Raw genomic sequence first — 14,022 nt, 5'->3', positions numbered from 1 at the left:
TTTTAAGCGTGTTTAGAGCGTTGCGAGGCGCTCTGTCAGCAACGTGAAGAAGCCATCCGCATCGACATCCTTGATGAAGAGCGCATTCTTTGGACGATCTGTTACCTCCCACCAATCGACGACTGTTTCACCGATGGTCAGTTCCGAATTGATCTCGATTTCCACGTTGCAATGACGGCCTGAATAAAGTTCAGGCTTCAGCAGATAGGCGATGACGTTCGGGTCATGCAGCGGGCCACCATCAGTGCCGTATTTTGCTTCATCATAGCGCTCGAAGAATTCAAGCCATGCAGCAACCACTTCGCCGACATGCGTGCCGAGGCCGCGAATGGCTGCGATGCGCTTCTCGGTGGTCAGCACCTTGTGCGTGACATCAAGCGGCATCATGGTGATTTGAATGCCTGATTTGAACACAACCGCGGCTGCATGTGGATCGACATAGATGTTGAACTCCGCCGATGGCGTGATGTTGCCGCCCTCGAAATAGCCGCCGCCCATCAGTACGATTTCCTTGACGCGTTCTGCGATCTTCGGCTCGCGGATGAGGGCTGAGGCAATATTCGTGAGAGGGCCGAGCGGGCAGAGAGTGACGGTGCCAGCTTCTTCCTTCATCAGTGTTTCGATAATGAAATCAACGCCATGCTGCGCCTGAAGCGGCATGGTGGGTGCAGGCAGATCATAACCGTCAAGGCCAGTCTTGCCATGGACGTTTTCAGCCGTCACGAGCGGGCGGACCAGCGGACGGATGGAGCCTGCAAATACTTTTGTGTCCGGCTTTTTTGCAACTTCACAGATGGTACGGGCATTGATTTCAGTGCGAGCCAGTGGGCCGTTGCCAGCAACCGCTGTAATGCCGAGAATGTCGAGCTCAGGGCTTGCGAGCGCCAGAAGAATGGCGACTGCATCGTCCTGACCGGGATCGGTATCGATAATGATTTTACGGGCCATGATGTGTTCCTAATAGGGGATTTTAAAGAGCGTTGCGCGCTGCACGAACTGTCTGGTCGACAAGCGCATTGAAGGAGATTTTTGCCGGGCGACGCATATAGGTGACGATGTCGTCGGCGAGGAGTGGCTTTGACCAGCGTTCCGCAATAATGCCGGGGCCGTGCTGGATGGCGATCATGCTCAGAATCTGCGCGGCATTGCAGTCAACGTCATGGCCGATGCCGCAGACGATTTCCAGCGTCTGGTCGAAGTCACCTTCGCCGAACCAGAGTGCCACAACTTGTGCCGCAGCATTTGGCGTGACGTGAATCCAGTTATACTCGGCATATTCGGCGTCGCATTTTGCCCAGGCATCCTGCCAGTTGTCAGCAGTGCGGCAGGCATCAAGCGCGAAAGCGAGAACCGCGCCATATTCTGTTTCGGTCGAGAAAAGCGCTGCGGTTGAGACCAGCAATTCGCGCGTGTTTTGAACCGCAAAGGCGCGTGCCGCCATGACGGCATTGAAAACTTCTCCCAGGATTCCGTTTCCGGCGTGGGAGATTTCAGCATCCATCCAGGCAAGGCGGGCAGCTTCACGCGCACGTCCCGGCACGACCATGCCGCAGATTGTGCCGCGCATCTGAGCGCCGATCCATTCATCGAACGGATTGTCGGACGTGCCGGTTTCAGGCGCCGTGAGGCCGCGACGCATATTGGAAAGGGCGATTGCCTCCGCCGACCAGCCAAGCGGGATCAGCGAGGTCCAGCGTTCGGCAATGTCGGCGCTGGTCACAGAAGAACCCTTTTCGCCAAAGGCTTCCAGAAAGGCGATCTCAAAGGTGATGTCGTCATTATAAGTGTTGGGCTCGCGCACATAATCGCGGATCGGACCGAAAACCTCCATGATATTCTCAGCCGTATAGCCCTCAAGTGCTGTGCCAGCCGCAGCGCCCACCAACTGCGCCATCCATGCGCCTGCGGTGCGGTCGCGGAAATCATCAGACTGGATAGGGTAAGCGACATCTTCCGGCCACTTCACGCTCGCGTCAAACGCGTCCCATGATGCAAAGCGGATGGTTTTCTGCGATGGATGCTCGGGATCGGGCTTTGCCGCACGCATGAGTATGCGCAAACGCATATCAATGCGATAGAGCGTTTCAAAATCGGAGCGCTCCAGTGCTGCAAGCCCGTCGCGCAGAAGCTCTGCATAGGGTGCCAGCACATAGCCCTTGTTTTCAAGTGATTGCAGAGCGCCAGCCATCAGGCATTCGGGTGCTGCTGAACCCGGCACATTGCTTTTCCAGAACATGGCCACGAGATCGTCCTGCGCCTTCATGACGGCGCTTGCGTCCCATGTCTGCTCTTCTGCGGTGCGTATAACAGGCTTCGTGTCGCGCAGCAGATCGCGTGTCAGCTCCCAGGCTTTCATGTTTTTCTCGTTTTCATGCATTTCAGGATTTCTTCAACTGTCTTGCACGCCGCTGTCTTCTTGCGGCGTGTACCGTCAGCACCACAACGGGCACGAGATAAGGGATCATCTGCATCAACTCGAACGGCAGTCCGAGGCTTTGCAGGGTGATTGCCAGCGATTCCGCTGCAGCCAGTACAAGACTTGCGACCAGCGTTCCCCACGCTGTTCCCTGTCCCATCACTTCGGCTGCAATGGCAATGAAGCCACGGCCAGCAGTCATGTTCTGGCCGAACCATGTCACATAGCCGAGCGAGAGATAGGCGCCTGCCGCACCGCCAAAGATGCCCGAAAGTATGAGCGCCTGCATCTGAACGCGTCCGGTGTGAATGCCTGCTGCACGTGCCGATTTCGGATCAACACCGGTTGCGCGCAGATGGAGTCCAAACCGTGTCCGCATCATCAAAAGGCTGACGGCTGGAACAGCCAGCAATGCGGCAAAGCTCAGAATATGGATATTGCCGATATAAGGAATGGCAAAACTTGGCAACGCGCCGCTTTTCAGTGCGCCCGACATGCCCTTGTCGCCGGTGGCAAGAAATAGCCCCAGCGTGGTGCCTGCTGCCGCAGCAATATTGAGTGCGATGCCGGTCATAATGAGATCGGTGCGGAGCTTGTTGACCGACAGGGACATAAGCCAACCAAGAAAGGCACCGACTATAAGGGCTGCGAGGAGACCGATGGCCGGGCTTCCCGTCGCCGCACTTGCGAGAACCGCAATCAGCGCTGCAATCAGCATCATGCCTTCCATGCCGATATTCAACACACCTGCACGATCGGAAATCATTACGCCCAGCGCTGCCAGCAACAAGGGGGTGGCGACACGCAGAATGGTTGCGATAAAGGCTGGATCGAGAATTTGTGCAAGAACTGCGCTCATAACTGTTCTCCTTCCCGATTGCGTAGGTTGCGGATCACACGCAGCACTGTCGGATGATTATGAATCACCCCGGCGGTTGCTCCCACCATAATGGCAGCAGTTATGAGCCCAACAACTTCGGTGGGAATATTCATATTGCGCGCGAGAAGATCGCCGCCAATCTGAACAAAGCCCAGAAACAGTGCTGCCGGAATGAGGAGAAACGGGTTTTCGCGACCAAGGATGGCGACCACCAGACCCGTCCAGCCATAACCGGGCAGATCGAGCCATGAGAAGCGGTTATGCAGGCCCAGAACTTCCAGCGCACCCGCCATTCCCGCCACCAAACCACCCACAATTTGCGCGCGCATGATGATGCCTTTGAGCGGCAGGCCCAGATGGTTTGCAAATCCGGGACTGGAGCCTGCAATGCGGATATTGAGGCCGGAACGTGTCCAGTAAAGCCAGATGCCACCTGCGATACAGGCGAGAATGGCAATGATCGAGCCGGAGTTCAAGCGCGTGCCTGCCAGAAGCCGGTCAAGCTTTGCTTCGGGTGGAATGCGCATGGACATCATGCCGCCTGCAGCCGGGTCGCGGATCACATAATTGAGCACAAACAGTCCAAGAAACAGGAAGGCATAGTTGAGAACCAGCGATGTCACCATTTCAGATGCGCCAAAGCGCAGGCGCAGCGCTGCCGGGATCGTACAGGCAAAGCTGCCCGCAACGGCGCCGCACAAAATGGCGACCGGCAGTGTGAACCAGCCAAGCGATGGCAGCAGAACGGCACCCGCAACGGCACCCAGTGCTCCAAGGAAGAAGCCGCTTTCCGCACCGAGATTAAAAAGGCCAGACCGGAAAAGAATGGTGATGGCAAGGCCCGTCAGCATGATCGGTGTTGCCGCTTCCACCACATTGCCCATATGGCGAATGCTGCCGAATGGCCCGAGGAAGAAGGTTTTGAGCACACCAGCCGGATTATCCTGCATCAGGGCCAATGGCACAATGAGCAGCGCCATGATGACGCCGATCACCAAGACGGTCAGAAAGAAGGGAATAAGATAGGATATAAATCTACGCATTAAGCTGTAACTCTCTGCTTAAACATGATCTTAACCAAAAACCGTTTGTCACTTTTTGGGATCATGCTCGCGTGCCCAGCATATAAGGTCCAAGGACTGCCGGCGTAATATCGGGTCCGTTCTTGAGGACGGCAACAATCCGGCCATTGAAGAACACCACGATGCGATCGCTTAGCCGCAGCAGTTCATCGAGATCGGCACTAACGAGAAGCACAGCGCAGCCGCCCTGCGCCACTTCATCGATGCGGCGATGCAGGAAGGCTGCTGCTGAAACATCAATGCCGCGTGTTGGCTGATCGGCGATCAGGAATTTAGGATTGGTGGCAAGTTCGCGCGCGGCAATCAGCTTCTGCGCATTGCCGCCCGACAGCGAGTCGAGCCTTTCGGTGATCGCACCTGCACGCACCGAATATTGTTTAATCATGCCGCTGACACGCGCTTTGATCGCGCTCCAGCGTAGAAACGGGCCAAAATCAGTGTTGCGGTCTCCATCCGTGCCAGCAATCGTATTTTCAGCCAGAGACAAGCCCGGCGCACCGCCTTGTGAAAAGCGGTCGGCAGGCAGATAGGCCAGGCCTTTTTTGCGCCAGCTGGCCGTGTCGGCGGCACACATATCTGCACCGTTCAGGGTGATTGTACCTTGAGATGCGTGCATCAGACCAGACAAAGCGGAAACCAGTCCGCGCTGGCCGCTGCCATCCACACCCGCAACACCGACGATTTCGCCTGCGCCAATGGTAAGGTTTACATCGCGGATACGGTCGGCAGGGTCGAGGGCTTCAATGGTGACGCCCTTCATTTCAAGCACTGTTTGCGTTGCGTCGAGCTTATGTGCGCGTTGCGGGATTTCGACCGCATGGCCCATAACCATCTGCATGATGGCGTCGTCTGGCACATCGGCGAGCTTTTCGGTTCCTGCAACCGCGCCTGCACGCAAAACCGTGACGCTTTCGGCCAGTTCGCGCACTTCATTGAGCTTATGAGAAATGAAGAGAATGGTGATGCCTTCATCGCGCAGGGCTTTCAGCCTCCGCATCAGCTCTTCAATTTCGGGGGGCGAAAGAACGGCGGTCGGCTCATCCAGGATCAGCAGCCTTGTGCGCCGCGCCAGCGCCTTGAGGATTTCGATCTTCTGCTGGGCTGCAACCGAAAGCGTGCCTGTGATCGCATCCGGATCGGCATGCAGATCATAATGCTGCATCAGCTCTTCGACGGTTTTGCGCGCGCTAACACGGTCGATAAAGCCGCCTTTTACCGGCTCATGGCCGAGAATAATATTTTCGGTGACGCTCAGTGTCGGCACCAGCGAAAAATGCTGATGCACCATGCCGATGCCTCGGGCAGCGGCATCTTCCGGCGACCATGATAAGATCGTCTGGCCGTCAACGATCATCTCGCCTGCAGTGGCATTTTCGATGCCGAACAGGATTTTCATCAGTGTGGATTTGCCAGCGCCGTTCTCGCCGCAAATGGCGTGGATCGAACCGGCGCGGATCGAAAAGGACACATCTCGCAGTGCTACAGTGCCGTTTGGATAGACCTTGCTCACATCTCGGAAGGCGACGATTGCATCGCCGCCTTCAACGGTTCCAGATTGTTTTTCCACGATTATGGACGAACCTTGTTGCGGATCGCGTTAAGATCCTCTGTGCTCATGCCAAATGCGGTTGGAACGGAGATTTTGCCTTCAGAAATTTCATCAGACGCTTTTTTAATAGCGTCTTTGGTTTCCTGTGAGGCCATGGAAGCCATGTTGCCATCCTGCACAATGCCGACAGCGCCTTCCTTGAGGCCCAGCGCTTCGGCCTTGCCGAATGGGAGATTGCCTTCCTTGAAGCGGTCATAGGCCTGCAAAAGGCTGACATCAACGTTTTTCAAAACGGAGCTGACGACCTGCTTGGCCATGGCCGGATCGCTGTCCTTGAAGATGGCTTCCTGATCGGAATCGACGCCCAGCACATATTTTCCGGTTTCTTTTGCCGCCGAAAGCTGGCCGAGGCCGGTCTGCGAGGCAACGACAAAGCCGAGGGGCACGCCAGCACGATACTGGGCAAGGCCAAGCTCTTTGCCCTTCGCCGCATCCATGAAGGAACCGGCATAGGAAATCGCAACCTTTACATCCGGCTCAACGGCTTGCGCACCCGCAATATAACCAACGAGGAAGTCGTTGATCACGGGAATGTCCATGCCGCCAAGGAAACCCAGCTTATTGCCTGCTTCACCGAGCTTGCCGTCTTTCAGCAGCGAGGCCGCCAGCATCCCGCCGAGATAAGAGCCTTCGTTCTGTTTGTACTGGATGGAATAAACGTTGTCATAGCCGCCTTCTTCGTAAGGCACGCTTGCATCATAGAGGACATATTTTTTGTCCGGATATTGCTGCGCAACGGAGCCTACGGTTTCCGACATCTGGTAGGTGCCGCCGATGATCAGATCCCAGTCCTGTTCAGAGGCATCGAGGAACACGGGTTCCCACTTGGTTGGATCGTCACCGATTTCGAGAATCTTGGTTTCGACGTCGTCGCCATATTTGTCCTTGATCATCTTCATGCCATTGGCGGCGGAATCGAAGAAAGATTTATCGCCGAGCGCGCCATTGATGATGAGCAGGATCTTGTCCTGAGCCTGAGCTGCCGTGGTGGCAACTGTGCCCATCGCCGTGGATCCGGCGAGAGCGAGAACAATATGAAACATTCCCCGTCTGGTGAACTTGAACACAACAGAACTCCATTTTTACATCAATAAAGAGATGGAATTTCTGTTTCGGGCTTTTTGCCCCTTTTTACAGATCCCCCACACTTGCCCGATCAAACGATGCTGGCAAGTGCAAGTCAATCTCCAATTTTTAGAACGTCTGTGGACAAGGTAAGCTATTGCGCGGGAGGCTATTAAAGCGTTCGATTATTTCACGAATGCCTGACTGGGGTGACGTAAAGCCGGGTCAAAAGGGTTGAGTTTCTCGGAAATAGCGGCTGCTTCACGCTGCAAAAGTTCCGTGATCGTGTGCTGACGTTTTTCGGTGAGTCTCGAGGCCAGTGTGCCGATGCTGAGTGCCGCTACCGCTTCGCCATTGCGGTTTAATACTGGAACGCCTAAGCCCGCCATGCCGTCAATCATGTTGAAGTTGAAGGTGGATGCGCCAGTTTCGCGCACCTCCGCGATCATGATGCGAAGATCAACCTCGTCAATGGTGGCCTTATCCAGAATGCGGGGCATGTTGAAACGGATGATCGCCTCGCGCTCTTCTTCCGGCAGAAAGGACAGAATGGCAAGGCTGCCCTGGCCGATGCCAAGCGGCACCTTGCCACCGATATCGCCAGTATAAGAGCGGATCGGAAATGGCCCTTCCACACGGTCAAGACAGACCGCATCGAAATTGCTGCGCACGAGCAGGAAGACGGTATCGTTGAAGGTGGTTGAAAGTCGCAAGAGGGAAGGACGGGCGAGGCTCAAAATTCCATCGCGCTGACGTGCTTGCGCTGCCATGGCAAAAAATTCGAGCGACAGACGATAGGCCTTCTTGTCGGGAAGCTGTTCGACAAGGTTTTCCGCAATCAGCGTCTTGAGCAAACGATGGGCCGAAGGCTGGCTTAATTCCAGATCGCGGGCCAGATCAATCAGGCGGACACCGTCTTCGGTGCTACTGGCCAGACCTTTTAAAATATGAATTGCCTTCACCAAACTTGAGTTAAGCGCGGCGCCAGATTTCATATTCTCTGATATATCATCCATAAAATTGCTTCCAAATTCTGTATATTAAAAGAAATATATAATTTCTTCCGAAATTGAAAATTATAATTTGTAATCGTTCAAAATTTTCTGCCATTTAAAATCCGTCGCCAATGGGAAGGTCCGGCAAGGTATCCAGTGGATGCTGTAAGCGGATCGGCGGTTTTAACTTGAAGTAAGGGGAACGCTGCGGTCGCATCTTTGGCCGGATAATCACGCGTTCAAACGATCCAAGTCTGATCAGCGCGTCATGCGCGGTCGAGCCGCTTCCGCCAGCCAAGCCCTATCGAAGAGGCGACGTGAGACAACATCACGGCGCTTCCGCTCCCCCAGCCTATGGCGGAAGGCTTGCCGAGAGGGAGACCCGATGAGCTTTTTGACCCTTTCCAATATTTCCCGTTATTACGGCAAGTTCGCAGCCGTCGATAACTTCAATCTGGAGATTGAAAAGGGAGAGTTCATCTCGCTTCTGGGTCCTTCGGGCTGCGGCAAGACGACAACCTTGCAGATGATTGCTGGCCTTGTGCCGCCATCGTCCGGTACGATCACACTGGATGGCCGCGAGATCACCCGCCTTGCGCCAGCCAAGCGCGAACTGGGCGTGGTCTTTCAGAGCTATGCACTCTTCCCGCATATGACGGTTGCGCAGAATGTGAGCTTCGGTCTTGAAATGCGCAAAGTGCCAAAGGCCGAGCGCGAAAAGCGCGTTCGCGATGTGCTGGAACTGGTGCGTCTGAGCGCCTTAGCTGATCGTTATCCGCGTGAAATGTCCGGTGGTCAGCGTCAGCGTGTGGCGATTGCCCGCGCACTTGTCATCAATCCTCCGGTGTTATTGCTTGATGAGCCGCTTTCCAATCTTGATGCGCAGCTGCGTGAAGAAATGCAGTTTGAACTGCGCCGCATTCAGCGCACGGTTGGCATCACCACGATCATGGTAACACATGATCAGGCGGAAGCGCTGTCGATCAGCGATCGCATCGTGGTGATGGAAAAAGGTCTGATCACGCAGGTTGATGCGCCTTACAAGCTCTATGAGCATCCGCATAACCACTTCATTTCCAACTTTGTTGGCAAGTCGAATTTCCTCAAAGCCCATGCCGATGGGGAGCACATTACGCTGGCTGATACGCAGATCCGTTTCCCTGCGAAGGACGTGTCTGCTTCGGGCGAAGTTTCTGTGTTCATTCGGCCGGAAAAAGTGCATCTCGTTGATGAAGATCAGGGCCATGTCAGCGGTGAAGTCACGACACGTTACTTTATGGGCGCACAGTGGCTGCTCGGCGTGCTGACGCCTGCCGGCATGTTGTCGGTCGCTTTGCCAAATCTCGGCAACCCGCCGCCCATCGAAGGCAGCAGGGTCGGCTTATCATGGGATCATGAGCATTGCCGTGTTCTTGAGAAGGGGGCGCACTGATCATGAGTGCCGCTTCACAAACAGGCTCCGGTGCGACGAAAGAACGGCGGAACTGGATGCCGGTCTTTCTGACAGGTCCATCCACTCTGATGTTTTTTGCGCTGGTGCTGCTGCCGCTGGCACTCACCGTCATGTTGTCGTTCAACAGCTACAGCTATGACAAAGGCATTGAGGCCGTCTATACGATCTCCAATTATACCCAAGTGCTTCAGGACCCTTATTACCTGAACATCTTCTGGCGCACGCTCAAGCTTGCCTTGATTACCACTGTGATCACTGTGCTGATCGGCGTACCGGAAGCTTATATTCTGTCCAATATGCGCGCACCTTGGCGCTCGATTTTCCTGCTGGTGATTATTGGCCCGCTGCTGGTTTCGGTTGTGGTGCGTACCTTTGGCTGGAGCATGCTTTTGGGCCGCAACGGGCTTGTGAACAGCGTGTTGGAATTTGTCGGTCTGCCAGCCCAACAAATCCTCTATACTGAAACGGCCATCGTGATCGGCCTTGTGCATATTATGCTGCCCTTCATGGTGATCCCTGTCTGGACCGTGCTGCAAAAGCTTGATCCGACGGTTGAAGCCGCTGCGCTCACGCTTGGTGCATCACGCTTCACAGCGCTGCGCCGCGTGGTGTTCCCGCAGGCGGTCCTCGGTATTCTGTCTGGCAGCCTGATCGTCTTTGCGCTCTCGGCAAGTTCGTTTGCTATTCCGGGTCTGCTTGGCGGGCGTCGTCTCAAAATGGCGGCGACCGTCGTCTATGACGAATTCCTGATCGAGCTGAACTGGCCACTTGGTGCCGCCATCGCCATCATCGTTCTGGTCGCCAATCTTGTGATCATGATTGCCTATAATCGCATGCTTGAAGGGCAGGCGAGAAAGAAGCTGGGGTAACGGCCATGGTCAAAAACGGTCCTTTTGCTCTTCTTTTCCACACGCTGGTCGTCATCTTCATGTTGGCGCCAATGGTTGTGGTGTGTCTCGTGGCATTCACGCCTGAAAACACGCTGACCATGCCATGGAACGGCTTTTCGTTGCGCTGGTTCTATGCCGTATTCGCGCATAACGACTTCATGACGTCGTTCTCGAATTCGCTGAAACTCGCAATCTTCTCGGCAACGATATCAACATTGCTTGCCGTTCCGTCAGGCCTTGCCATTGCGCAGTATAATTTCCGTGGCCGCGATGCGCTCAATGCTTTGTTTCTGTCGCCGCTGATCATTCCGCATCTGGTGCTTGGCGTCGCTTTCCTGCGTCTCTTTTCGTTGATGGGCCTTACGGGTTCGTTTGGCTGGCTGGTCGCAACGCATGTGATCGTTGTAACGCCTTATGCACTGCGCCTCATTCTGGCGTCGCTGAGCAGCATGGATCGCAATGCGGAAAACGCAGCGCGTACGCTGGGCGCTGGCGAATGGACCGTGTTCCGTCGCGTGACATTGCCGCTGCTGCTGCCGGGATTGTCGGGTGGCTGGCTGCTTGCTTTCATCAACTCGTTTGATGAGCTGACCATGTCGATCTTCGTCACCTCGCCATCAACCGTCACGCTTCCGGTCCGCATGTATATGTATGCCAGCGAATCCATCGATCCGATGATGGCGGCTGTGTCTGCGCTGATGATCCTCGTTGCAACCGTGACCATGGTGATTATCGACCGTCTGTTTGGTCTTGATCGCGTCCTCGTGGGCAAAGGCTAAGCGGGTAAATCATGTCAATCCCGGTTTTGCCTGCCGTGGCGCAATTTCGCAGACGTTATCGGCTGAATGAACAGCCGGTCAGCTTCTCGCTTAACGGCGTGCCGTTTGAGGGTCGCCGTGGCGATACCGTGCTGACAGCCATTCTCTCGGTGCAGGGAAAGCTGCGTCATACCGAATTTACCGGGGAACCGCGTGCGGGCTTCTGTCTGATTGGCGCGTGTCAGGATTGTCATGTGATGACCAATGAAGGGGGGCGGGTACGTGCCTGCACGACACTTCTGGAAGATGGTATGTCCTTTGTGACGGAGCCTGCATTATGAGCGCGTTGCTCAATCCGGTTATTGTTGGCGCTGGTCCCGCAGGCATCCGCGCCGCTGAAACGCTGGTCAAAGCGGGTCTTAAGCCCATTGTGCTTGATGAAGGCTTTCGATCCGGTGGCCAGATTTATCGCCGTCCGCCGTTTGATGATGGCCGCAGCTATAAAGCGCGTTACGGATCGGAAGCGCATAAGGCTGAAGTGCTGCACAAGACTTTTGACGCGTTGCGCGGCGCAATCGATTATCGCCCGGAAACGCTCGTCTGGAATATCACGCGCGGCGAGGGCGATCGTCTTGATCTGCTGACCAACGGCTCGCATAGCCAGCTGGCCTACAGCCATCTCATTCTCGCAACCGGCGCGACCGACCGGGTTCTGCCGTTTAAAGGCTGGACCAAGCCTGGTGTTTATACGCTTGGCGCATCGCAGACCGCACTCAAAGCGCAAGGCTGTACGGTTGGCGAGCGGGTGGTGTTCATGGGTTCGGGACCGCTGCTCTATCTGGTGGCCTGGCAATATCACCATGCCGGTGCAAAGGTCGTAGCGGTTCTCGACACGGCACCCTTCACCTCCAAGTTTCATCTGGCACATCTCGCGCTTTATGCGCCGCGCATTGTGGCGCTCGGCGCTTATTATGGTCTGCGTCTGAAACTTGGTGGCGTGCCGATCCATTATAATGTCCGGCCGGATGAGGTTCTGGGTGAGGGCCATGTTGAAGGCATTCGCTTTCGCACGGGCAAGCGCGTTCGCGAGGCTCAGTGCGATGCGCTGGCTTATGGTTTTGCGCTGCGCCCTGAAACCCAGCTTGCCGATCTCGCCGGATGCGAATTCCGCTTTGAAGAACGCGACCGTGGATGGCTTCCGGCAGCTGACAGGCTTGGCCGTTCAAGCCGCGACGGTGTGTATGTGGCGGGTGACGGTGCAGGCATTGCCGGTGCCGATGCCGCTGAAATTCGAGGATCATTGGCCGCGATCGCATTGCTCCGCGATATGAACCTGCCGTTTGACGAAGACATGGAACGCGGGCTTCTCACCAAGCTCGATCATATCTATCGCGAGCGCCTGATCGTCGAAAAAGCATTTCCGTTCCCACGCGACTGGTTCGACACGGTTGCAAATGAAGTCACGCTTTGCCGTTGCGAAGAAATTGCGGTGCGCGACGCAAAAGACGTCATCGGCCAGGGCGACACGCGGGAAATCAATCGGCTGAAGGCGCTGACCCGTGTCGGTATGGGCCGTTGTCAGGGGCGCATGTGTACCGCAGCCGCCGCCGAACTTCTGGCGTCGATGCAGGACAAAACGCCTGCAGAATTCGGGCGTATCCGTGCACAGGCGCCGGTCAAGCCGATCCCGCTCGGCTTTGGCGCTCCGTCCAGGGAAGGCGCATCGTCATGATGAAACAACTTCAGGCGGATGCGGTTATTATTGGCGGCGGGATTGTCGGCGCATCGGCGGCGCTTTTCATGCGTCAGGCCGGACTGTCGGTCATCCTGCTCGATAAGGGCTTTTGCGGTGCGCAGGCAAGCGGCGTCAATTATGGCGGCGTTCGCAGGCAGGGCCGCACGCCGGAACAGCTGCCGCTTGCACAGCGTTCGCACAAATTATGGGCGCGTCTGCCGGAACTGATCGGCATTGATGGCGAATATAGCCGTAGCGGACATTTGAAACTTGCCCGAACAGAAGCGCATTTCGCCAAGCTTGAAGCCTATGCCGACGAAGTCAAACCGCTCGGCCTGGAGCTTGAACTGATCGGCGGCAATGCTGTGCGCGAACGTTTTCCATGGCTTCCGGGCGATGTGGCCGGTGCTTCGCTTTGTGCGGAAGATGGAAATGCCAATCCGCGTCTGGTGTCGCCTGCTTTTGCCCGCGCCGCACAGGCTGCAGGTGCCACCGTGCTGGAAAACACACCGGTCATTGAAGCGCGTGAGACTGGTGACGGCTTTGCCATTCTGGCTGGAAACGGCATCGAAATTCGCTCTCCCCTTCTGTTCAATTGCGCAGGGGCGTGGTCAGGTCAGTTTGCTGCTTCGTTCGGCGAGCCGGTTCCGTTGACGCGGATTTATCCCACAATGGTTGTGACAGAGCCAATGCCGTTTCGCTTGCCGATGAGCCTTGGCGAAGAAGGCGGCGGCTTCTACGGTCGTCAGGTCACCCGCGGCAATTATGTCATGGGTGGCGGACGCGGTACGCCGCTTGAAAATCCGGATTTTTCGCGGCCTTCAGTCAATGCGGCATCCGCAGTGATGCTGCGCGCAATCGAGCTGTTCCCGCATCTCAAGCATGCGCAGGTCATTCGCTTCTGGTCGGGCACTGAAGCCGAAATGCCGGATGATAATCCGGTGATCGGGCCAAGCAGCCGCGTCAAAAATCTTTATCACGCCTTTGGTTTTAATGGTGCCGGGTTCCAGACCGGACCTGCCGTGGGCGCAGTTCTGTGCGATCTCGCGACCAAAGGCGAGACAGAAACACCGATCGAAGCCTTTTCGATCAACCGTTTTACTTTAACCAATATCAAGCTTAACATGGAAGGGAACTAA

General features: G+C 55.8%; 13 protein-coding genes. 6 read left to right on the top strand and 7 right to left on the bottom strand.

Annotated features, from left to right (window positions below; all coding sequences use genetic code 11):
- Positions 1-12: 12 nt before the first annotated feature.
- From RI570_RS12525 to RI570_RS12495, 7 genes are all read right to left on the bottom strand, one after another.
- A complete protein-coding gene (locus RI570_RS12525; RefSeq protein WP_313828875.1) occupies positions 13-948 on the bottom strand; it encodes a nucleoside hydrolase in 936 nt (311 codons plus the stop codon).
- Between the two features lie 22 nt (positions 949-970).
- Positions 971-2,356, bottom strand: a complete 1,386-nt coding sequence (locus RI570_RS12520) for an ADP-ribosylglycohydrolase family protein (protein ID WP_313828874.1) — start codon at positions 2,354-2,356, stop codon at positions 971-973.
- A gap of 22 nt (positions 2,357-2,378) precedes the next feature.
- A complete protein-coding gene (locus RI570_RS12515; protein WP_313828872.1) occupies positions 2,379-3,275 on the bottom strand; it encodes an ABC transporter permease in 897 nt (298 codons plus the stop codon).
- On the bottom strand, positions 3,272-4,339 hold the full coding sequence (locus RI570_RS12510) for an ABC transporter permease (protein WP_313828871.1): 1,068 nt from the start codon (positions 4,337-4,339) through the stop codon (positions 3,272-3,274). The genes RI570_RS12515 and RI570_RS12510 overlap by 4 nt, the downstream gene beginning before the upstream one ends.
- Positions 4,340-4,400: 61 nt before the next feature.
- Complete coding sequence (locus RI570_RS12505) at positions 4,401-5,945, bottom strand: ABC transporter ATP-binding protein (protein ID WP_313828870.1); 1,545 nt, start codon at positions 5,943-5,945, stop codon at positions 4,401-4,403.
- 2 nt (positions 5,946-5,947) lie between these two features.
- The gene (locus RI570_RS12500) at positions 5,948-7,054 is read right to left on the bottom strand and encodes a BMP family ABC transporter substrate-binding protein (protein ID WP_313828869.1); all 1,107 of its coding nucleotides are present in this window, start codon (positions 7,052-7,054) and stop codon (positions 5,948-5,950) included.
- Between the two features lie 183 nt (positions 7,055-7,237).
- Complete coding sequence (locus RI570_RS12495; protein ID WP_313828868.1) at positions 7,238-8,068, bottom strand: IclR family transcriptional regulator; 831 nt, start codon at positions 8,066-8,068, stop codon at positions 7,238-7,240.
- 364 nt (positions 8,069-8,432) lie between these two features.
- On the opposite strand from RI570_RS12495, the gene RI570_RS12490 reads away from it, so the two are divergent.
- From RI570_RS12490 to RI570_RS12465, 6 genes are read left to right on the top strand one after another with little or no spacing between them, the layout of a single operon-like run.
- Positions 8,433-9,479, top strand: a complete 1,047-nt coding sequence (locus tag RI570_RS12490) for an ABC transporter ATP-binding protein (RefSeq protein WP_313828867.1) — start codon at positions 8,433-8,435, stop codon at positions 9,477-9,479.
- Positions 9,480-9,481: 2 nt separating this feature from the next.
- Positions 9,482-10,369 (top strand): ABC transporter permease, encoded by an 888-nt coding sequence (locus RI570_RS12485; RefSeq protein WP_313828866.1) that lies wholly within the window; start codon positions 9,482-9,484, stop codon positions 10,367-10,369.
- A gap of 5 nt (positions 10,370-10,374) precedes the next feature.
- The gene (locus tag RI570_RS12480) at positions 10,375-11,169 is read left to right on the top strand and encodes an ABC transporter permease (RefSeq protein WP_313828865.1); all 795 of its coding nucleotides are present in this window, start codon (positions 10,375-10,377) and stop codon (positions 11,167-11,169) included.
- An 11-nt stretch (positions 11,170-11,180) separates the two neighbouring features.
- Positions 11,181-11,489 carry a (2Fe-2S)-binding protein gene (locus RI570_RS12475; protein ID WP_313828864.1) on the top strand — a complete coding sequence of 103 codons (309 nt, stop codon included), beginning with the start codon at positions 11,181-11,183 and terminating at the stop codon, positions 11,487-11,489.
- Complete coding sequence (locus RI570_RS12470) at positions 11,486-12,880, top strand: FAD/NAD(P)-binding oxidoreductase (protein WP_313828863.1); 1,395 nt, start codon at positions 11,486-11,488, stop codon at positions 12,878-12,880. The genes RI570_RS12475 and RI570_RS12470 overlap by 4 nt, the downstream gene beginning before the upstream one ends.
- Entirely contained in the window at positions 12,877-14,022 is a 1,146-nt protein-coding gene (locus tag RI570_RS12465; protein WP_313828861.1) for an FAD-binding oxidoreductase, read from the top strand. The genes RI570_RS12470 and RI570_RS12465 overlap by 4 nt, the downstream gene beginning before the upstream one ends.

The sequence above is a fragment of the Brucella pseudogrignonensis genome, assembly GCF_032190615.1.
Taxonomy (GTDB): domain Bacteria; phylum Pseudomonadota; class Alphaproteobacteria; order Rhizobiales; family Rhizobiaceae; genus Brucella; species Brucella pseudogrignonensis_B.
This window is presented reverse-complemented; position numbering and strand designations above follow the sequence as displayed.